At 60.4% G+C, this 19,864-nt stretch carries 17 protein-coding genes; 5 read left to right on the top strand and 12 right to left on the bottom strand.

Annotation, left to right across the window (positions count from 1 at the left end):
* Positions 1 to 15 precede the first annotated feature (15 nt).
* The 3 genes from LOY67_RS11690 to LOY67_RS11680 form a co-directional block, all read right to left on the bottom strand.
* Positions 16 to 1,119, bottom strand: a complete 1,104-nt coding sequence (locus tag LOY67_RS11690; RefSeq protein ID WP_265067308.1) for a polyamine ABC transporter substrate-binding protein — start codon at positions 1,117 to 1,119, stop codon at positions 16 to 18.
* Positions 1,120 to 1,158: 39 nt separating this feature from the next.
* Positions 1,159 to 2,493, bottom strand: a complete 1,335-nt coding sequence (locus LOY67_RS11685; RefSeq protein ID WP_265067307.1) for an alginate export family protein — start codon at positions 2,491 to 2,493, stop codon at positions 1,159 to 1,161.
* A 115-nt stretch (positions 2,494 to 2,608) separates the two neighbouring features.
* Positions 2,609 to 3,871, bottom strand: a complete 1,263-nt coding sequence (locus LOY67_RS11680; RefSeq protein ID WP_265067306.1) for a serine hydrolase domain-containing protein — start codon at positions 3,869 to 3,871, stop codon at positions 2,609 to 2,611.
* A 160-nt stretch (positions 3,872 to 4,031) separates the two neighbouring features.
* Between LOY67_RS11680 and LOY67_RS11675 the strand changes: the two genes are divergently transcribed.
* Positions 4,032 to 4,643, top strand: a complete 612-nt coding sequence (locus LOY67_RS11675) for a TetR/AcrR family transcriptional regulator (RefSeq protein WP_265067305.1) — start codon at positions 4,032 to 4,034, stop codon at positions 4,641 to 4,643.
* A gap of 48 nt (positions 4,644 to 4,691) precedes the next feature.
* Here the strand turns inward: LOY67_RS11675 and rtcA are convergent, their stop codons facing one another.
* Both rtcA and LOY67_RS11665 read right to left on the bottom strand, forming a co-directional pair.
* Positions 4,692 to 5,723: an RNA 3'-terminal phosphate cyclase gene (gene rtcA, locus LOY67_RS11670; protein WP_265067304.1), complete on the bottom strand. Its 1,032-nt coding sequence runs from the start codon at positions 5,721 to 5,723 to the stop codon at positions 4,692 to 4,694.
* A gap of 4 nt (positions 5,724 to 5,727) precedes the next feature.
* Entirely contained in the window at positions 5,728 to 6,954 is a 1,227-nt protein-coding gene (locus tag LOY67_RS11665) for an RtcB family protein (RefSeq protein WP_265067303.1), read from the bottom strand.
* Between the two features lie 205 nt (positions 6,955 to 7,159).
* Here LOY67_RS11665 and rtcR point away from each other — a divergent pair, with 205 nt between their 5' ends.
* The gene (gene rtcR / locus LOY67_RS11660) at positions 7,160 to 8,788 is read left to right on the top strand and encodes an RNA repair transcriptional activator RtcR (protein WP_265067302.1); all 1,629 of its coding nucleotides are present in this window, start codon (positions 7,160 to 7,162) and stop codon (positions 8,786 to 8,788) included.
* 79 nt (positions 8,789 to 8,867) lie between these two features.
* Here rtcR and LOY67_RS11655 read toward each other — a convergent pair whose 3' ends face one another.
* The 3 genes from LOY67_RS11655 to LOY67_RS11645 all read right to left on the bottom strand — a co-directional run bounded on the left by LOY67_RS11655 (position 8,868) and on the right by LOY67_RS11645 (position 11,769).
* A complete protein-coding gene (locus tag LOY67_RS11655; RefSeq protein ID WP_265067301.1) occupies positions 8,868 to 9,053 on the bottom strand; it encodes a hypothetical protein in 186 nt (61 codons plus the stop codon).
* 64 nt (positions 9,054 to 9,117) lie between these two features.
* Positions 9,118 to 10,566: an APC family permease gene (locus LOY67_RS11650; RefSeq protein WP_265067300.1), complete on the bottom strand. Its 1,449-nt coding sequence runs from the start codon at positions 10,564 to 10,566 to the stop codon at positions 9,118 to 9,120.
* Positions 10,567 to 10,806: 240 nt separating this feature from the next.
* Complete coding sequence (locus tag LOY67_RS11645; RefSeq protein ID WP_265067299.1) at positions 10,807 to 11,769, bottom strand: helix-turn-helix domain-containing protein; 963 nt, start codon at positions 11,767 to 11,769, stop codon at positions 10,807 to 10,809.
* Between the two features lie 206 nt (positions 11,770 to 11,975).
* On the opposite strand from LOY67_RS11645, the gene LOY67_RS11640 reads away from it, so the two are divergent.
* The 3 genes from LOY67_RS11640 to LOY67_RS11630 all read left to right on the top strand — a co-directional run bounded on the left by LOY67_RS11640 (position 11,976) and on the right by LOY67_RS11630 (position 15,521).
* Positions 11,976 to 13,352, top strand: a complete 1,377-nt coding sequence (locus tag LOY67_RS11640; RefSeq protein WP_265067298.1) for an aspartate aminotransferase family protein — start codon at positions 11,976 to 11,978, stop codon at positions 13,350 to 13,352.
* Positions 13,353 to 13,395: 43 nt separating this feature from the next.
* A complete protein-coding gene (locus LOY67_RS11635; protein ID WP_265067297.1) occupies positions 13,396 to 14,850 on the top strand; it encodes an aldehyde dehydrogenase family protein in 1,455 nt (484 codons plus the stop codon).
* A gap of 107 nt (positions 14,851 to 14,957) precedes the next feature.
* Positions 14,958 to 15,521 carry a cytochrome b gene (locus tag LOY67_RS11630; protein WP_265067753.1) on the top strand — a complete coding sequence of 188 codons (564 nt, stop codon included), beginning with the start codon at positions 14,958 to 14,960 and terminating at the stop codon, positions 15,519 to 15,521.
* A 59-nt stretch (positions 15,522 to 15,580) separates the two neighbouring features.
* Here the strand turns inward: LOY67_RS11630 and LOY67_RS11625 are convergent, their stop codons facing one another.
* From LOY67_RS11625 to LOY67_RS11610, 4 genes are all read right to left on the bottom strand, one after another.
* Complete coding sequence (locus LOY67_RS11625; RefSeq protein WP_265067296.1) at positions 15,581 to 16,522, bottom strand: helix-turn-helix domain-containing protein; 942 nt, start codon at positions 16,520 to 16,522, stop codon at positions 15,581 to 15,583.
* 79 nt (positions 16,523 to 16,601) lie between these two features.
* Complete coding sequence (locus LOY67_RS11620; protein ID WP_265067295.1) at positions 16,602 to 17,381, bottom strand: 2-keto-4-pentenoate hydratase; 780 nt, start codon at positions 17,379 to 17,381, stop codon at positions 16,602 to 16,604.
* On the bottom strand, positions 17,378 to 18,985 hold the full coding sequence (locus LOY67_RS11615; protein WP_265067294.1) for a bifunctional 3-(3-hydroxy-phenyl)propionate/3-hydroxycinnamic acid hydroxylase: 1,608 nt from the start codon (positions 18,983 to 18,985) through the stop codon (positions 17,378 to 17,380). The genes LOY67_RS11620 and LOY67_RS11615 overlap by 4 nt, the downstream gene beginning before the upstream one ends.
* Positions 18,985 to 19,851, bottom strand: a complete 867-nt coding sequence (locus LOY67_RS11610; protein WP_265067293.1) for an alpha/beta fold hydrolase — start codon at positions 19,849 to 19,851, stop codon at positions 18,985 to 18,987. Before LOY67_RS11610 ends, LOY67_RS11615 begins: the two co-directional genes overlap by 1 nt.
* Between the last annotated feature and the right edge of the window lie 13 nt (positions 19,852 to 19,864).

Below are 19,864 nucleotides of genomic sequence, written 5' to 3'. Positions count from 1 at the left end.
ACCGGGGCACGATAGTTACTGATGAGTCTTGATTGTGGTCCAGGTGCGCGTGCGAATCCGTTCAACTGACGCCGGCATCGGCTCCAGGGGGAACAGCGTCTTGCGTGCCTCGTCCGGTATGTACATGGCGGGATTGTTGCGTATCTCGGCATCCACCAGCGCGGTGGCATCCTTGTTCGGATTGGGGTATCCGATCCTGTTGCTGATCCGGGCGATCACGTCCGGGCGCAGGATGTAGTTGATGAACTCATAGGCTTCTTTTGTATGCGGAGCATTGCTCGGCACCATCATCACGTCCGACCACACCGGCGCGCCCTCCTTGGGCAACGCCATCGCGACCTTGACGCCCTTGCCAGCGGCATCGGCCAGTTGCTTGGCCAACGCCACGCCGCCGGACCAACCCACGGCTACGCAGACATCGCCGTTGGCCAGGTCCATGCCGTAGCGCGATGAACTGAAGTAGTTGATGTAGGGGCGAATCTTCAGCATCGCCGCCTGGGCCTGCGGATAGTCCTCACGCTTCTGGCTATTGGGGTCGAGCCCCTTGTAATGCAAGGCGATGGGGACAATCTCGTTGGCCGCATCCAGGAAGCCGACCCCGCAACTGGCCAGTTTGGACAGGTTCTCTTCGTTGAAAATAATGTCCCAGGTATTCATCTGCACATCGGCGCCGAGCACGTTGCGAACCTTGTCGACGTTATAGCCAATCAACGTGGTGCCCCAAAGATACGGCACGGCGTAGCGGTTACCGGAGTCACCAACGGCTTCCAGGGACTTCATGAACTCGGGGTCCAGGTGCTGCCAGTTGGGCAACTGGCTGCGATCGAGGGGCTGGACGGCACCGGCGGCGATCAGGTGGCTGACGTTGGAGCTGCTCGGATACACCACGTCATACCCGGAGTTGCCGGTCAGCAGCTTGGACTGCAGGGTCTCGACACTGTCGAAAACGTCATAGATCGGGCGGATGCCGGTCTCTTCCTGGAAGCTTTTCAGGATTTCCGGCGGCAAGTACTCGATCCAGTTATAGATCCGCACCGTGCGCTCGTCGGCCATGGCAGCGCCACTGACCAGGCAGGAAACCAAGCCACTCAGCAATGTGTTGCGCAAAAACTTGTTCATGAGGAAACACTCCTGCGCGGCCGCGAAGGCTCGCGACACTTAATAGCGATAGGTAAAAGAGAATTCCAGCGCACTGAACTTCTGATCGTCGCCAAACACCTGCTTGGCCGCTGCCATCGGCTTGACCCAGTTATAGGACAGCGACGTCAACAATGCTTTCGAAGGTGCCCAATCAAGGAAAACGACACTCTCATCGGCAAAACGCCGCGCACTGACCGCAGTCCCCATGTAGTTTTTTTCGTCCAGCCAGAATTGATAGTGGATCGCCCCCAGGGTCAGTGCTTCGTTGAGGTGGGTCCTGAGGGAAAACTGCTGAACGTTTTCGTTGCTGTTGAACAGCAGGTAGTTGCCGACGACATCGCCCACCAACCAGGTTCCCCAGTCGACATAGCCTTTGCTGAGCGGGTCCCAGGACTTCTGGCGATTGTCCGCGAGGTTGTCGTCACCGGAAAAACTTGTGTAGCGGTAACCGATGATCGGCGTCAACGGCAAGGTATCGAAGGCGTAGTCCGCCTGCCCGTACCAGGCCTTGGCATCGTAGTCGACGCCTTCGCCATTGCCGCGTTGCAACGCATATTCGGCATTGAGTGTCAGCGCCGGCAGGCCCGGCACCTTGGCGTTGAGCGCCCGCAGGTTATAGACCTGCATGCCGTCCCGGCGCAGCGGCGTGGCGCCCTTTGGGCCGAGGGAATTGACCTTCATGGCCATGGCCCCCAGCGTCACCTGGTCGTCGAGGTTGTAATCCAGGTTGGCCCCGGTCATCCGGAAGTCGCCCAGATCATCGTCGGTGCGCAAGGTGAATGCCTGGGTTTTCAGCGCGCCATGCTCCCAGGCCAGCACCGCCGAATCCTTGAAGGCGCTTCTCGGCGCAAGCCAGTAGGCGCCGTCCTTGAGCTGGTCGAGGTTGCCGTCCATGACGATGAAGCCGGTGCCGATCATGTAGTTCTGGCGGCCGGCGGTGAATGTCCACTCTCCGGCCCGGAAACCACCGTAGAGTTCTTCGGTGGCCACCTCGCCATCGGAACTGCGGGTGAAACCGCCGGCATCGCCATCACCGAAGGTCGTCGCCCCGACCAGCGAGCCGCCGGCCAGCAGGCTGAAGTCCGGCTCCAGGGCGTATTCCAGCTTGACGCCGGGCTTGACGTAGAACTCCTGCCAGTCGATTTTGCTGCCGCCATTCTTGCGGTTGCGCATGTCGACACGGCCAGCGCCAAAGTTGACGTTGCGCGTGGAAATGGCCGCACCGCCGGCGGTGACGTTGACTTCACCCTTGAGGTTGCCGTCCTCGAAGGTGTAGCCCGCCAGCGCGGCCTGGGTGGTCAAGGGGAGTCCGAACGCTAAGAGCGTACGAGACAGACGCGTCTTGGTAACCATGTGAAGCTCCTGTGTGAGTTATTGTTGTTACAGGGCAGAATGGCGGCGCAAAGCGTCGCCAACACCTGGCCGGGCCAGGTGAACGGAACGCACGATTTCTTGTAGTTGGAGGACGTCAGTCGCTTAGATGCATCGCGATGGCACGCAGCATGCGCACGCTGTCGGCATCGAAAGGGCCGACGGCTTCATTCAGCGAAGACTGCTTGACGATCACCACGCCGGATGGCTTGTCGATGAACAGGTATTGGCCGTGAATGCCACCGGCCATGAGCGCCTGGCTGTGGTCGTTGAAGACGTACCACTGGCTGCGGTAGGAGGCGCCGGGGGTCCAGGCTTCAAAGTCGGGGGATGTGGCGTAGATCGCCGGGTCGGCGCCGGCGGCGATGCGAGCGACCGTCTCGGCCGAGAGCAACTGGCGCCCGTCGTGACAACCGTCATTGGCCAGCAGGCGCCCGAAACGCGCCATGTCGCGCAAGGTGGCGTTAAAACCGGCACCGGCCACGCTGCGACCCCACGGGTCGGCCATGAAGTAGCCGTCGCGCTCACATCCCAGTTGGCTCCAGACATCTTCCAGCAGGTGATGGCAGGCCTTGCCGCTGGCGCGCTCCATGACCCAGGCCAGGGCTTCGGTAGTAGCCGTCACGTAATGAAAGAAACCGCCGTGGTCGCCCTGCTTTCGAAGCGACGGCAGGAATTGGTACAGCGACTCGAACTGGGCGTACTGCGTGGGTGCCGGTTGAAAACCGCAGGCATAACCGTACTGGGAACTCTCTGAGTCCGGGTCCTCGTACACCTCGCTGTAGTGGATGCCCACGGCCATGTCGAACAACTGACGCACGGTTGCGTCCGCGTATGCGCTGCCTTTGAATTCCGGCACGTAGTGGGCGGCGGGGAGCGCTGGATCCAGCACACCGTCGCTGACCAACTGTTCGCCCAGGGTGCCGATCAACGATTTGGTGACCGAGAACATGACATGCCGGTCCTGGGGCTCCTGGCCGTTGAAGTAGCGCTCAAACAGCACGGTGTCGCCCTGCAGGACCACAAAGGCGTCGGTCTGGCTGGCCACCAGATGCTCGAGCACGCTGATGCTCAAGCCGCACTCGCTGTTGAAGTGCAACTCATCCAATGCTTGGGGTGCCTGTTTCAACAGGCTGGCGGCTCCGCCTCCTGCCCGCACATCGATGGAAGGCCGCAGACGCGACAGATTGCGAAACCCCCATTGATTGAACGGCGGTTGCATCCAGTTCTTCCAAGTGACTCTGTATTGCGGTTCAGGTGGGAAACCTTGCATCAGCGAGGGTGCGGTACGTGTGTCGGAGGACGACTCATGAGTCTCCACGTAGAGACTGGCCAGTGAAGGCGCGGTGTTCTGATTCATCAGGTTGGTCCCTGAAAAAATGACTCTGCGTTAAAGCAGATGCAGGCAAATAATTAATCCTCATTTATTTTTTAGTCAATAAATTTTTTAAATCTGGAAAAACAGACCACAGTCCGGCACTCTATGCCGATTGCGCCTTTGACGCTGGATGAGGATGACCGTGAGCGGACTTCGAGAACGCCAGAAAGCCCAACGCCGCCAAGCTATCAGCCAGGCAGCCGTTCAACTGTTCGAACTACAGGGCTTTCAGAACACCACCATTGAGCAGATCGCCAGCCAGGCTGGTGTCTCGGCACCCACGGTATTCAAGTACTTTGGCAGCAAGCAGGAGATACTCCTGGAAATGCTCCAGGAAGCTGACGAACGCGCGCTGCGAGACACACGTAGACTGATCCCCGACATCGAGGATCCAGTCGACACCCTTTGCCACCTTGAAAAACTGTTGACGGGCTATTCCCTGGAGGTCCTGCCAGCAAGCTTATGGCGCGAACTACTGCCACTGATTCTCAGCGGTGGGGATACTGGACTGCCCCAGCGCTACAGGGTCATGAACGATGCCTTACGCGGGGCAATCGCCGACCTGCTGCTGGATCTCCAGAAGGCCGGCAAATTGCGCGCAGACCTGGATGTAGACCTCACAGCCTTCCTGCTCAATGATTACTCGCATCTGCAACTGTTGCGCCTGGTGAGTCAGGACAAACCGGATATCGAGTCTCACTCGTTGCAGGTGCGGCGCGTCACCACCCTGCTATTCCATGGCATGCGCATCTGAGCGAGGCCGTGAAACAGGCAAGCGCCCAGGCTTGCCGGCCCTGACAACCTAGCGAGCATGAAGCTCGACAGCAACGTTTCCCTGCTCGGAAAGTTGAGTGAGGCGCACATCAACAGCGATGAACTGCTGGATCACCGCGGCGTTCATTCGGATGTGATTGCTCAAGCGCTCCGTTGTCAGTTTGCCAGCGCCGGCAATGGCCATCGGCAACATCAACTGATCCGCCAGGCGATGCCCAACCGCTGCATTCGATTGAGCCCACGCAGTGAATTCGTCTACCGCCACGTCAGCTACCTGCTCCGCGCGCTCACGCTCTTGCCCGATGCTCGCGAACACCTCGGTAACGCCAGCTTTCGTGGCAATGATCGACACCACATTACCGGGTCCCGCCTGGTCACCCAGATCGGTTACAGACAGTTCGCGCCGCTCAAGCTTCAGCCTTGCCGAGAGTCGATCGAGTTCTCGATTCCCAATCGAGACAGGAATGCCTGAAACCAGCGCTCCAGCCGAAACGATTGTGACGGGGTCTTGCCCCCCGTCCAGCTCCAGTGGCTTGAGGGTCGAAGGTCGGATAGTGGCTTCAATCTGCCCCCCTCCGCAGGGAACAAAACCATGCTTGATTAGCGCCAACTCCACTTGTGCGCCCATGCGCCGGATCAAAGGCAGCCACGCCTGCTCTATGAAATCGAAAGGCGGAGCCGCTGGATTATGGGTTCCGCCTGTAATCCGGACTGTACTCGGCCCATGAGCTTGCAACAGTGCGGGTAACAGCGTCTGCAATACCAGCATCGTGCTACCCGCCGTACCGATCGCGAACGAATATTCCCCAGCCTTCACGGCCCCAGGACGGAACTCAATAGCTGTCGAATTGAGTTCCGCTCCATGGATCTCAGCGCCGCAGATCTCAGCCGCCGCCCGTACTGCGGTCAGGTGCTGGCGCAACAAACCGGGACGGGAGCGCTTGCCGCGTATCCCTGTCATCCGGAACGCCTGGCCGGTGATCATGGAGAGGCTGAGGGCGGTACGAAGCACCTGCCCTCCTCCATGGGTGCCGTCGATGAGAATCAGATCCTGGCTCATCGGCTCACCCCTTCACGCATACGACTTGGCGCAAGGTATGGACCACTTCAACCAGATCGCGCTGGGCCGCCATTACCGCATCAATGTCCTTGTAAGCCATCGGGATCTCGTCGATGACCGCCGCATCCTTACGGCACTCGACATGGGCGGTCGCCCGCACCTGGTCCGCAACCGTGAACAGCGCCTTCGCCTTGGTACGGCTCATCACCCGACCCGCACCGTGCGAACAACTGCAAAAGGCTTCCTCGTTTCCCAGGCCGCGCACGATGAAACTCTTTGCGCCCATCGACCCGGGAATAATCCCCATCTGCCCCTTCTGCGCCGAGACGGCGCCTTTACGGGTGAGAAGAATGTCCTCCCCGAAGTAGGTGCCCCGCTCCACGTAGTTGTGGTGACAGTCGACGGCGATCAGCCGCGACTCAAAGGGTTTGGTGATAACCGATCGCACGGCATCCAGCACCGCCAGCATCATGACCGCGCGGTTCTGCCTGGCAAAATCCTGGGCCCATTCAACAGCCTCAACGTAGTCATCGAAGCTGGATGTTCCTTCCCGCAGGTAGGCCAGGTCCCGGTCAGGCAGGTTCACCCTGTGGCTGCGCATTTCCTCGCGGGCCTTCTCGATGAAATAGGTACCGATCATGTTCCCTACGCCACGGGAACCGGTATGCAGCATCACCCACACATGCTCGGCTTCGTCCAGGCACACCTCGACGAAGTGGTTACCTGTACCCAGCGTTCCGAGGTGTTTGCGGTTGTTGGATTTTTCAAGGCCAGGATGCTTTTGGGTAATGAGGTCGAAACGCCCTTCAAGTGCTGACCAGGCCTGATCAACGATCGCCGGTGCGGTTTCCCAGGCCCCTTTGTCACGACCACTATGCCCCGAGGTGCGTCCGTGCGGAACAGCCTTCTCGATTGCAGAACGCAGGCCGAACAGATGATCGGGAAGGTCGCTGGCGCGCAGCGAGGTGCGGACAGCCGACATCCCGCAACCGAGGTCGACCCCGACGGCGGCGGGAATGATCGCGCCCTTGGTAGGAATCACGCTCCCGATAGTCGAGCCCTTGCCTAAATGAACGTCGGGCATGACAGCCATGTGCTTGAACACGAACGGCATCTGCGCAGTGTTCATCAGTTGCTGCTTGGCCTCTGGCTCAACAGGGACGCCCCGGGTCCACATTTTGATGGGCTTGCCGTTTTCAACTTCAAGCAGCTCGAAGGTTTGAGTGGTCATTGTTTTTCGCTCCTGTGATTTCTGTTTGGAGCCCTATAGCGAGCGGCATGCCAACGCTACGACTGGCGGATTATTTTTCTTCTATCCAGTTGATACTAAAGGATTTTAGTTAAAGCCCTGTTGATTCCGAGAGGTTGACACTGTCCACTATCAGACCGGATAAATATACTCAGTTATCGTTACCTATCTTTTGAGATATTCAGCAATGCAGGTCAAAAAGACAGTCGCCATTGGAATCCTTGGATCAAAGCTCGACCGCGTCGGCAAGGGGGAGCAGCGCTGCAACAAATGGCGTCCCACCCCCTCGCTTTGCCAACAGCCCGACCTGGTGATTGATCGCCTTGAACTAATTCACGGTGAAGCGCGCCGGGACACCGATCTCGCCCTGAAAGTGGCGGCTGATATTGCCCAAGTCTCGCCAGAAACCGAGGTTCGCCTGCACACCATGGCGATGCGAAACGCCTGGGACTTCGAAGAGGTTTACGCCGCATTACATGACTTCGCAGCTGACTACCCCTTTGACACAGAGGGTGAGGATTATCTCGTTCACATCACAACGGGTACCCACGTCCAGCAAATCGTATGGTTCCTGCTGGCCGAATCCCGGCATATCCCCGCCAGGCTGATCCAGACACAGCCAAGTGGCTTGCGGGATGATGACTCGGCGCCGGCAGGCAAACACGTTATCACCGACCTCGATCTTCAGCGCTACGACCAGATCGCAAAGCGATTCCAAGCGGAGCGACTGGAAGGTACAGAACTGCTCAAGTCCGGCATTGCGACCCGCAACGCGGCGTTCAACCGGACGATAGAACAGATCGAACGGGTCGCCGTGCGATCCCGGGCGCCGATTCTGATCAGCGGCCCTACCGGGGCAGGCAAGTCTTTTCTCGCACGACAGATCTACGAACTCAAACGGGGTCGACATCAGATCGAGGGGCCGTTCGTCGAAGTGAACTGCGCCACGTTGCGCGGTGATACTGCCATGTCGACGCTGTTCGGCCATACGAAAGGCGCGTTCACCGGCGCCCAACAGGCTCGTGAGGGCTTGTTACGCTCGGCTCACAAGGGCGTCTTGTTCCTCGACGAGATCGGAGAATTACCGCTCGACGAGCAGGCGATGCTCCTGAAAGCGATTGAGGAGAAGAGGTTCTTGCCGATGGGGTCTGACAAGGAGGTCGAGTCTGGCTTCACGCTGATAGCGGGCACCAATCGAGACCTGCACGAACGCGTTGTTGAAGGCCGGTTTCGCGAAGACCTGTTGGCCAGAATCAACGTCTGGACTTTTGTGCTGCCCGGGCTCGCCGGCCGGAGCGAGGACATCGAGCCGAACATCGATTTCGAACTGCAGCGGTATGCCCGAGACCACGGCCACATGGTCCGCTTCAACACCGAAGCCCGGCGCCGATATCTGTCCTTTGCTACCACCAGGAATGCCGCCTGGCCAGGAAACTTCCGACAGCTCTCTGCTTCGATCACTCGCATGGCCACACTGGCTGATAGCGGCCGCATCGACATGGCGCTGGTGGAGGACGAGCTGGAACGACTGCGCCTGGATTGGCGGATACCAACCACCTCGGACCCACTGTCCGAGCACTTGGCAAAAGCCGGCCTTGAGATCGACTTGTTTGATCGCCTTCAACTGGAGTCGGTCCTGAAGGTCTGCAGCACAGCGTCAAGCCAGGCGGATGCCGGTCGCAAGCTTTTTTCACAGAGCCGATCAGCCAAGGCCTCGAGTAATGATTCCGATCGAATCCGAAAATTCCTGGCCAGGTTCAACATCACCTGGAGCCAAATCCAGGAGCTTCTGGTGCATCGTCATGGGGGAAGTTGATACGTCACTTTTTTCAATGCCGAGTAAAGCGTCACGCATCGAGTAGGAGGACCGGCAAACATCCTCAACCGAGGGACGGTCATGAGCTGCAATGCACCTTGATAATGCTGCCCGAGGTCACTTTATGCCTGGGCTTGGCCACTCGAATAACCTTGTGGTTACCATCAGCAGTCGTCTCAACGAGCATGCCGTCCATGACCTCCATCACGCTGCGTCCGGCAGCTAGCGCATTGATATAAGCTGAATTGACCGCGCCTTCAGCCAAACCGGATGCACGTTTCCCATCACGGTAAGGCGACGGCACCGTTCCCCATGCAACGGCTCGACGCCTAAAGCTTGTGACTCCCCAATGCCAGATAGCGCTCCGGCGATACCTTGCGAAGTCGAGCCGCCAGATACACGCCAGCCAGCAGGGCCGCGGGAATGATCGCGCAGAGACCGTACGACAAGGCCTGGCTGGCGCCTGTCAGCACATCGAAATGCATCACCGCGATAACCATGACCGCCAATAGCGCAAGGCAAGAGAAACCGGGGAAGATCCGGCCACGCCAGACTCCCAGCTTGAGCTCTGGGTGGCGGCGGGAAAAGGCACATACCGCTGCGGAAGTCAGCGCCATCAGCAAGATCACGCAAAGCGTCGCAAGGTTGGACAGCCAGGCAAACAGTTGCAGGATCGGATCGGCATCCATGGCGGCGAAAATCAACACGACCACGGCGGAGATCAGGCTTTGCAGCGCCGACCCCATATGAGGGCTCTGGTGGACGCGATGAGTCGTCCCCAACTGGCGCGGCAACAAGCCGTCACGTCCGATGGCATAGAAATAACGGGCGGCTGCGTTATGAAAGGCCAGCAGCCCGGCATAGATACTGACCATGAACAGCACCCGGATAATCTGGGTCAGGTACGGGCCGACAAAGTGATCGGACATACCGTAGATAAAGGTCGTGGGGTCCTGCAACGCCTGCAGCATCGGCACGATCTTGTCCGCGCCCACCCCCACCACCATCGACCAGACCGACAGCGCGTAGAACCCACCGATCAGCAATACCGAGCAGTAGGTGGCAACCGGGATGGTCCGTTGCGGGTTCCTGGCCTCTTCGCCATAAATAGTGGTGGCCTCGAAGCCGATGAACGCCGCGAAGCAGAACAGCAAGCCGATCGAGGGTGTGCCGCTGAGCACATGGCTGCGATCAAACGCGTCGAGATTGATTCCGCTGTCACCACCGGATTTCAGAATGGCGAAATCCAGCGCCAGAATCGCCAGGTACTCGGCAATCACAATGACCGACAGTACCCGGGCGGACAGATCGATTTTGCGATAACCCAGAATCGCGACGCTGGCCATCGCCATCAGCGAGTAGGACCACCAAGGCAACACCAGACCGAAGACGCTGGCCATGGTCCCACTGACTACACCACCGAACATGCCGTACAGCCCCACCTGGAGGATGTTGTAGGCAAACATCGCCAACACCCCTGCCGCGCCACCCGCCAGCCCACCCAGGCCCCGGGAGCTGAACGCATAGAAGCCACCGGCATTGGTGACGTGCCGGGACATGGTGGTGTAACCCACCGAGAACATCAGCAAAACCGCCAAGGCCAGAATCAGCAACGCCGGCGTACCGGCGCCGTTACCCAGCATGATGCCGATGGGAAAGCCACCGGCGATGACACTCAGCGGACTCGCCGCCGACACCACGAAGAAGATGATGAAGCCCACACCCAGGGCGCCACGCTTGAGCTCCGTGGAGCTGTTGACCGGCATAAGTACACTCATGTTCTTGACCTTATTGTATGAGGCAGTCGCTGTAGGATCGATGCAGTCATCCACTCACCGGCACCGAATGGCTTGTGTTCACATGCTGGAGCGATCCTATGCCTGCCCATCAACGTCCCACTAACCCAAATCGGTCATCAGACAGCGCTTCCCATGAAAATCCCGGACATGCCTTTCAATACTGTGGCGAGGGAATTTATCTCCTCGCCAAAGGGGTTGTTGTGGGACTTGAATGCGCGCTCAGGCAAGGACGCAATCGGGAATGGTTGCGCGCTTGGTATGGGACGGCAGCTCTGCGAACAGCTCCTGGTATTGCGCCGCGAAGTGGCTGAGGTGATAGAAGCCCCATTGGGCCGCGGCATCGCCGATCGAGAGATGCGACGCCTGGGTGGACATCAAGGTGCGGCGCACGCCATTGAGCCTGACGGAACGCAGGTAGTTCAGCGGCGTCGTCTCGGCCACCGCACGAAAGCTGTTCTGCACGGTACGCCGACTCACCTGGAGTCGCTGGCACAATTCGTCCACGCTGGGCACGTTGTTCATTTCAGCGGTGGTCAGGCGGTGGCATTTCTCGACGATAAAGCTGCGGGTGGAGCTTGTGGTGCGCTGGTACTTGTCGCAGGCCGGATCGGTCATGAGCTGCAGCATTTCGCCGAGCATGGCCTGTTCCAATTCCTGTTCCCATACATTGTCGAGCTCTTCGCTCGCCAGGGCCTGGGAGAATAACGCCAGCAATCGACGACGCGCCTGTGCAAAGTGTGAGGTGGAAACCCTGATCACCGGTTGACGCAGCAACTGGCTGATTTCCTTTGCCGAAGCCGTTTGCGCCAGCGCCTGCTCGAACAATTCACGCTCGAAGGTAATGGACAGCAGTTCCATGCCCATCGGCATATGGAACATGAACTCTTCGCCACCGTGAAGAAAGAACAGGCTGCTGTCATCCACCTCACGCCCTTGCATCCGAATCGCACCTGGGACGTTGATCGGCACCGCGAAGCACATTTTGCCCCGAGGGGCCACGCCGTGCTGCACGACACGCTGATTGATCTGCTCGCGAAAGATGTGGCAATGGGCAGTGGTCAACTGCATGAGCGTACTCTCGGCCGAACCGGCGGTGAGCTGACTGTAGTCTTGACTCCACTCCTGGACGGTAGCGGCATGGAGCTGAACGTCGCGAAAGTGGTTTACATGGATATTTCTCATAATATGAGAAAGCCTCTCAAATATTATTGTTTTTATCCTTACTTATTTGCCGATATTCGCAAAATAAAGGAATTAAGCAAAATTCCATAACGGAATATCACTTGCCACCTTCAGCGCGGTTCACCCATGTGCCGATTCGGGCTACCGCCTGGAGACGCACGCTAGAGATGATCGGCCCACTCCAACCGACATCCAGAGAGACCGTCATGAGTGAAGCCAAACTTGAATCCCTCCACTTCGCGGATGCCCCGCGGATTATTTCGAGCACCCTCCCCGGTCCAATGACCCGCGAGGCCCTGGCGCTGTCGGCGCGTACCGAGTCCATGGCCCGCGGCGGTGGACGCATGCCGGTGGCCATGGACCGGGCGTTCGGCGCGACCTTCAAGGACCCGGACGGCAACACCTACATCGACCTGTCCGCCGGCGTGGGCGTCAGCAGCGTAGGCCGCTGCCACCCGAAAGTGGTGCAGGCCATCCGTGAACAGTCCGAAGTGTTGATGCACGCCCTGGAAGTCAACAGCACCCGACGCACCGAGCTGGCAGCCAAGATATCCGAGATCGCGCCCGATGGCTTGCGCGGCGATTGCACCACCTTCTTTACCCAAAGCGGCAGCGATGCATTGGAGGCCGCGGTCAAGTTCGCCAAGCGCATCACCGGGCGACACCAGATCATTGCCTTCCACGGAGGCTACCACGGCGTGTGGAACGCATCGGGCGCGCTGACGACAGGTACGGCCTACCGCAAGGGCTATGGCGCCATGATGGGCGGTGTCATTCACGCGCCCTACCCTTACGCCTATCGTTTCCCCTTCGACACCACCCATAAAAGCGCCGAGCAGATCGCCGGCGACTACGTCGACTACCTGCTGAACACCCCCTACACCGCCGCCGATGACGTGGCCGCCGTGATCGTCGAGCCGGTGCAGGGCGAAGGCGGCTACGTGCCGCCCTCGCCTGAGTTCCTGCAGCTCCTGCGCAAGGCCTGCGACCGCAGCGGCGCGCTGCTGATCGTCGACGAAGTGCAGTCTGGCGCCGGGCGTACCGGCAAGATGTGGGCGGTCGAGCACTCGGGCGTGAAGCCTGACATGCTCACTTTTGGCAAAGGTATCGGCAGCGACCTGCCCATGGCGGGCCTGATCATGCGCTCGGACCTGGCTGCCGCGATTCCTGACGGCTCGGTGCCCAATACCTTCGCTGCCAACTCGTTGTCCGCCGCCGTGGCGCTGACCAATATCAGCATCCTGCAGGATCCGGAGCTCGACCTGCTCAACCGTGCGCACACCCTGGGGCTGGAGGCGCAAGAGCGGATCCGTGGCTTCAAGAGCCCGTTCGTGGGTGAAGTGCGCGGGCGCGGCCTGATGATCGGCATCGAACTGGTGGAAGACCCGGCCACCAAGGCCCCTCTGGAAGGCGCCAGGATCGGCCAACTCATGGGTTACCTGCTGAACCACGGCGTGCTGATGATTCCCTGCGGTCGCTACAGCAACGTGATGCGTGTCATGCCCTCGCTGACGATCTCGCGCTCGCTGTTCTTCAAGGCGCTGGACATCTTCGGCGACGCCCTGGCCTCCCTCAAGGCATGAAACGGGTCTACCTGACCATTGCACAACATTCGTGGATCCAAACATGACACAGCATCTGAATCACTTCATCGAAGGCGGCTCCTTCGAGGCCTCCGACGGCCGTCGAACGAACCTGATCAACCCCGTGACGGAACAGGTCTACGGCAGCGCCGCGCGCGGCACGGCCGAGGACGTGAGCCGTGCCGTGGCGGCCGCCCGCAATCAGCTTGAACGTGGCGCCTGGAGCCAGCTCGACGGCGCCCAGCGTGGCCGGTTGCTGCTGAAACTGGCGGACCTGGTGGAGCGCGACACCGACTTGCTCGCCGACATGGATGCCGACGCCATCGGTCGCTCGCCGATCGAACCGCGTCGCCTGGATATCCCCAACGTGCTCGCCAACCTGCGTGCCGCCGCCGGTTGGGCCAATCAGCTCGAAGGCCGCACCATCCCCTCCGGTGGCTACTTTGGCACCAGGACCCTTTCATACACGGTACGCGAGCCGGTGGGGGTGGTCGGGGCCATCGTGCCTTGGAATTCACCGCTGATGATTACGGTCTGGAAACTCGCCGCGTTGCTGGCGGCAGGTTGCACCGTGGTGATCAAGCCATCGGAAGAAACACCGCAGTCGGCCCTGCACCTGGCGGCCCTGGCCCAGGAAGCGGGCTTTCCCGACGGTGTGATCAACGTGGTCACCGGCTACGGCAAGGAAGTCGGCCGCGCCCTGTGCGAGCACCCGGATGTCGCCAAGATCAGCTTCACCGGCAGCCCCGAGGCCGGACGCGAGATCCAGCGCACCGCCGGTGTGCTGTTCAAGCGCGTGGCTTTGGAACTGGGCGGTAAGAGCCCACAGATTGTCTTCGACGACGCCCCCTTCGACGATGCGCTGTTTGGTTGTACCCTCGGCCTGTTCGCCAACCAGGGCCAGGTCTGTGCCGCCGGCTCACGCATCCTGGTCCAACGCAGCCTCGCAGAGCGCTTCGCCGCCGCGCTTGCCAATGCCGCGTCTGCCGTCAAAGTGGGTGATCCCCGGCAGCCCGATGTGCAGATGGGACCGGTGGCCAAGAAGGCGCAGTTCGATCGGGTCAACCGCTACATTCAACTGGGCATCGAACAAGGCGCTACGCTGCTGGCCGGCGGAGTATCGAACCCTGAGCAAGGCTGGTTCGTGCGGCCGACGATCTTCGCCAATGCCCGCAATGACATGGCAATCGCCCAGGACGAGATTTTCGGTCCGGTCGGCACGGTGATCGCCTTCGACACTGAAGATGAAGCTGTCGCGCTGGCCAATGACTCCACCTATGGCCTGGCGGCCACGGTGTGGACGAACGACCTGGTGCGAGCGCACCGCGTCGCCGCCGCGGTGAAGGTCGGTGCCGTGGGCGTCAACTGCTGGAGCCCGCTGGATGCCAACCTGCCCTGGGGCGGCGTCAAGGACAGCGGTATTGGCCGTGAAGGAGGGTTTGGCGGCGCACTGGCCTACACCGAGGAAAAGGTCATCACCGTGCTGCTGCCTGCCTGAAAACGATAGTGCATTGAACGAACCACCCTCCAAACCTTGTGAGGCGCCGGGGGTGGACGTTCAGAAGTGCATACCTGATGTTTTTGACGATTGATGAGGCGACTGCGATGAACACCACAAATCAAGAGATAATTGATCGGTATCCGACGTCCCTGCTGCTGTTGCACTGGGTACGCGCCGTGCTCGTAGCCGGCCTCCTCTGGGCAGGCTGGCATATGACCGGGATGAATGACGAAGTGGCAAGCAAGTACGAGCTCTATTACCCCTGGCACAAATCCTTCGGGGTGTTGACGTTCCTGGTCGTGCTGGTTCAGATCGCCCTGCGCTACATGACGCCCAGGTTGCCGAAGCCGCTGCACACGCTGACCGGGCCTGAACAGGTGATGTCAAACCTTGTGCAACGGGCCATGTATGGGCTGCTCGTGATCGTGCCGTTGATGGGTTACTCCATGTCCAGCACTTACACCATGAGCGACGGGGTGTTCTTTTTCGGGGTCAACCTACCGGAGCTCCTGTCGAAAAATGACGATTGGTTCGTCGTGTTCCAATGGCTGCACAAAGTCCTCGCGTATACCCTGCTTGGCCTGATCCTGCTGCACATTGCGGGCGCCCTCAAGCACCGGTTCCTCGACCGTGATCCTCGAAAAGACGTGCTGCGTCGCATGATTTGACTGGATAAGGCGTGGGCGCAAGACGTCCACGCCTTTATGTGCAAAGCGCTAGCCGACCATCACCTTCCGGCCCTGGGCGTCTCCGAGGGCGACTCACCGAATAGCTCCTTGTAATGCGTAGCGAAGTGGCTCAGGTGAAAGAATCCCATCGCCACGGCGATCTCACCGACGTTCTGCGTGTTTGCCTGGGTGCTGATCAAACGCCGCCGTACTGCATTGAGCCTCAGGTTGCGCAGATATTCGACCGGACGTATCCCGGTCACTGCCTGGAAGCTGTTTTGCAGGGTCCTGCGGCTGACCCGCAGTTGCTCGCACAAATCGAGAATGCTCAGTGATGTATCACCGCTGTCGCCGACCAGCTCCTGGCAGCGCTTGACCAGATAGGCGCTGACCGCAAAGTTACCGCGCCGACCCCGGACTTCGTCCGAGGCATGGCTGAACAGATCGAGGAAGGCGTTGAGCAGGACGTCCTCGAGCATTTTTTCCGAGGCCGGATTCACTGCGTCTGCCTGTGCCAAAAGGTGACGAAACAGCGGATGAATGCTCTGTTGTACCCGCAGCAGGACCGCTTCATCCACGCTGACCTGGGAGACGTTTTTCAAGCGCTTGAGCTGGTCCTCTGGCAATTCATAGGCCGCCAGCCTGGCGAACCGCACCATGTCGACATTGATCGCGAAGAAGCGCGTCCCTTGCGGGGCATGCAAGACAAAGTCTTCTTCATCGCGCAACAGCACCACGTTGTGAGCGTCGACCTGATGCCCCTGGACCACCGGGGCGCTGCCCAGCGACATGGCAATGCACAGGCGTCCCTTTGGCGCGCAGCCGCGCTGCACAACGCGTTTGTCCAGCACTTCCTGGAAGATCTGAAAGCGCTCGGCGCAAATGTGCTGCAGCTCACTGGAAAGACAGCCGCGACCAAGTTGGTCATAGACCTGCTGCCAGCCCAGGATCGAACCGGCATGCTGTTGAGGATCATTGAAGGTACGGACTTCGGCGAGCATGATCAGTGTTCCTCGCTGGCCGGCATTTTTTCTACCGGCCGTTCATAAGGTGCTCGATCGTCCATGACAGCGAAAGGGTCTACGGGGCGCCAGCGCCGGCCTGGAAAATCAAAGCCAGTTCCGTGCCAAGCATGTGCAGACGGTACTCGGCGGGCAGGATGTCCATCGGCGGCAGCAATGCGCCGGACAGTACGACCTGTCCCGCTTCAAGGTGCTGCCCGTCCGCCAGCAATCGCCGGATCAGCCAGCAGAGATTGACCTGGGGTGTGTCTTCCCGCGCGTGGGTATCACCGCTACCGCAGGCCACCCCGTCTCGTTCCAGGCAATAGCTCAGATGGGGCATCTGGCCCGGCTCGAACTCAATGCACGGGCCCACGCAGTACAACGCCGCCGCCGCGTTGTCGGCCAGAAACGCCCCGACGCCGAAGCTCCAGCCCTGCCATCGACAATCGGCGATCTCGAAGGCCGGGGCGACCGCTGAGACACAGGCCAGGATTTCCTCGTCGCTGTGCTCGCCCGGCTCCAGGGTGCGCCCCAGGAAACACGCCAGCTCGATCTCCAGCTTGGGCTGGATCAGACTCGCCAGGTCCACCGAACGGCCTGGCTCGACAACCATGGCGTCGGTAAGGGCACCCAGCACTGGTTCGTCGATACCCATCCGCTTCTGCGCTGCGCTACCAGCGAAGGCCACCTTCCAGCCGCTCAGTTGCTCGCCACGGGCCTGACGCTGATGCAACGCTTCGCGCTGCATGGCGTAGCCTGTCGGCAGGTCGAACGCCTCGGGGCGCAAGGCCGGCAGCGCCTGCGCCGACACTGTTGCCTGGTGGAGCTGGCCCAGCAGTTCATCCCACTGCTTCATGAGAGTTGCTCCGCCAGTTTGCGCAGTACGCCGTCCAGTCGCTCAGGCGTGGTAATTGCGGCAACGAAGCGGTCCGGCCGCACCACCACGACGCAATCCCGCACCTTGGCAAACCATTCTCCGAGACGGTTATCGACGTCCTCGACGCAGATGGCTTGGGGGGCGGACAACGGTTGGTTACGGCCTTTTCCGCTACGGGAACGGTTGATCTGAATGAAGCGGGTGTCCCAGCGCGCCCAGTAGGCCCTAGTTTCCTCGCTGAGGGGCTCGCTCGGATTGACCCGATAGCCCAGCACCGCATAGGAGTGGCCCAGCACCTCGTCCAGACGCCGTCGCTGGCCTTGCTCATCTTCGATGGTCGGTTGGATGAACAACTGCCCTACGAGGTCATCTTCGTGCAGTTCCGCACGTTCGTGATGCACCAGGCCCTTGGTAATGGTCGCCTTGGGTTTGAACTTGAATTCCAGCAAGTGCGAGCGCAGGTTGTCGACGCTGTTGACGGCCTGGAACAGCCAGTCCCGCACGCCCGCCATCAGCGGATTGGTCAGGCCCAGCACCGCGCCCATGTTGTCGGCCAGGGCAATGAGGTCGGTCGCATGCCCGCGCCGCTCCTGATCATAACTCGCCAGAATCGATGCCGAGGCGCGTCCCTGGATGATGGCGGCGATTTTCCAGGCGATGTTCGCGACATCCCGCAGGCCCGAGTTGAGCCCCTGCCCGGCCCACGGCGGGGAAATGTGCGCCGCATCCCCCACCAGTGCCACGCGCCCCTCGACAAACCGCGCCGCGACCCGGGAGTTATGGGTGTAGGCGCGGATGCGGATGATTTCCAGTTGATCGACAGCATTGCCGATGTGCCCGCGGATCAGCTCGCGGATGGTCGCTTCCTCGCACATCGTGTTTTCATCTTCGCCCTCCAGGAGCATGAACTCCCAGCGGCGTTGCTGATACGGCAGGTAGATGCAGACGAAGGGCCGTTGAGGATCGGCATGCAAGGCCGTATAGGGCGCATCCAGGGTGTCGTTGGCCGTATCGACCACCACCCATTTGCGCGGATGGGTCAGGCCCAGCAATTCGATGCCGAGTTTCTTGCGCACGCTGGAACGCCCGCCATCGGCGCCGATCACGTATTGCGCCTGCAACTGGTACAGCTCGCCCTGGGCATCGCGCACCTGCAACGTCACCCCTTGCGCATCCTGCTCCAGATCGAGCATTTCGTGCCCCTGGCGCAACTCGACGCCCGGATGCCGGCCCAGTTGTTCGCGCAGCGTCCCTTCCAGCAACTGCTGCATGAAGATATTACGCATCGGCCAGCCATAGTGGGCGGTGCTCGGCTTGACTTCGGCAAAGCACACGCCGCGGGCGTTGTAGTAGCGCAAGGGCACGTTGCAGATCATGTCCCGCGTAGCCAGCTCGGCGATGTCGATGCCCTGCAACACACGCAGCGCCTCATCATCCATGCCCACCGCTCGGGGATACGGCAGTATGCCGTCCGCCAGCTCGAGGACGACGCAGTCGATGCCGTACAGCCCCATGTAATGCGCGGCGGTGATCCCGTTCGGGCCTCCGCCCACGATGACCACCTGGGTTTTGTCCTGCTTCATCACGCTTCACCGCTTCGTTGTTGTGGTTGTAGGTGTTGGCCGTGCAAGTAGTCCCTGACGACACGGTTGAACGCCGTTCCCTGGTCATCATGGACGTAATGACTGGCGTCGGCGATCTCCGTGGTGTGCACCCGCGGATTGGCGACCTTCATCGCCTCCAGGGTCGCCGCCGGAAGAAAGTCGGAGCGCCCGCCACGGATGAACAGCGTCGGACAATCCAGCGCCCGCACCGCCGGCCACAGGTCCGTCGGTGTGATACTCAGGCGCGCCTGGGCAATGCCCTGTTGATCGTGACGCCACTCGATGCCTTCGAGGGTTTCTTTCATGGAATACGTCAACCTGGACGCCAGCGCTTCCAGGGACAGCCCCGGACGCGCCTTTTGCCAGAACTGAGCGGCACTTTCCCAGTCGGGAAAACACAGGGGCGTGTCGCTCATCTCGCGGCGAATGCGCTCGGCACCGTCGCCGCTGATCGAGGAACCGGGGCCGATGTCCTCGATCACCAGCGCCTGGAGCCGCCCCGGGTTAAGCCGGGCATACTCCAGCGCATTGGTACCACCGAGGGAGTGCCCCACCAGGACAAACTGCTGCAACCCCAGGTGTGCCACCAGGTCTTCCAGATCGCTGACGTAGGCCTCGGTCCGGTAGGTGCTGGCAGGCGCCCACTCACTGTGTCCACGACCGCGCTGGTCCAGGGCATAACAACAATAGTGCTCACCCAACGCATCGGCCAGGGCTTGCCAGGTCTGGGCATAGGATCGCAGCCCATGGAGCAGCACCACCGGGATGCCTGACGGGCTGCCCCAGGACAGATAGTGCAGGCGCATCCCCGTTCGATTGCTGAAGAAATGGCTGTTTGTGGACATTCGCTTGGCTCCC

The sequence above is a fragment of the Pseudomonas sp. B21-056 genome (assembly GCF_026016325.1).
Taxonomy (GTDB): Bacteria; Pseudomonadota; Gammaproteobacteria; order Pseudomonadales; family Pseudomonadaceae; genus Aquipseudomonas.
The sequence above is the reverse complement of the archived record's forward strand: the minus strand, read 5'-3'. Positions and strand labels throughout refer to the sequence as shown.

Coding starts and splice junctions, on each gene's coding strand:
- LOY67_RS11690 (WP_265067308.1), bottom strand. CDS start 1,119: ATGAACAAGTTTTTGCGCAACACATTGCTGAGTGGCTTGGTTTCCTGC.
- LOY67_RS11685 (WP_265067307.1), bottom strand. CDS start 2,493: ATGGTTACCAAGACGCGTCTGTCTCGTACGCTCTTAGCGTTCGGACTC.
- LOY67_RS11680 (WP_265067306.1), bottom strand. CDS start 3,871: ATGAATCAGAACACCGCGCCTTCACTGGCCAGTCTCTACGTGGAGACT.
- rtcA (WP_265067304.1), bottom strand. CDS start 5,723: ATGAGCCAGGATCTGATTCTCATCGACGGCACCCATGGAGGAGGGCAG.
- LOY67_RS11665 (WP_265067303.1), bottom strand. CDS start 6,954: ATGACCACTCAAACCTTCGAGCTGCTTGAAGTTGAAAACGGCAAGCCC.
- rtcR (WP_265067302.1), top strand. CDS start 7,160: ATGCAGGTCAAAAAGACAGTCGCCATTGGAATCCTTGGATCAAAGCTC.
- LOY67_RS11650 (WP_265067300.1), bottom strand. CDS start 10,566: ATGAGTGTACTTATGCCGGTCAACAGCTCCACGGAGCTCAAGCGTGGC.
- LOY67_RS11645 (WP_265067299.1), bottom strand. CDS start 11,769: ATGAGAAATATCCATGTAAACCACTTTCGCGACGTTCAGCTCCATGCC.
- LOY67_RS11640 (WP_265067298.1), top strand. CDS start 11,976: ATGAGTGAAGCCAAACTTGAATCCCTCCACTTCGCGGATGCCCCGCGG.
- LOY67_RS11635 (WP_265067297.1), top strand. CDS start 13,396: ATGACACAGCATCTGAATCACTTCATCGAAGGCGGCTCCTTCGAGGCC.
- LOY67_RS11630 (WP_265067753.1), top strand. CDS start 14,958: ATGAACACCACAAATCAAGAGATAATTGATCGGTATCCGACGTCCCTG.
- LOY67_RS11625 (WP_265067296.1), bottom strand. CDS start 16,522: ATGCTCGCCGAAGTCCGTACCTTCAATGATCCTCAACAGCATGCCGGT.
- LOY67_RS11620 (WP_265067295.1), bottom strand. CDS start 17,381: ATGAAGCAGTGGGATGAACTGCTGGGCCAGCTCCACCAGGCAACAGTG.
- LOY67_RS11615 (WP_265067294.1), bottom strand. CDS start 18,985: ATGAAGCAGGACAAAACCCAGGTGGTCATCGTGGGCGGAGGCCCGAAC.
- LOY67_RS11610 (WP_265067293.1), bottom strand. CDS start 19,851: ATGTCCACAAACAGCCATTTCTTCAGCAATCGAACGGGGATGCGCCTG.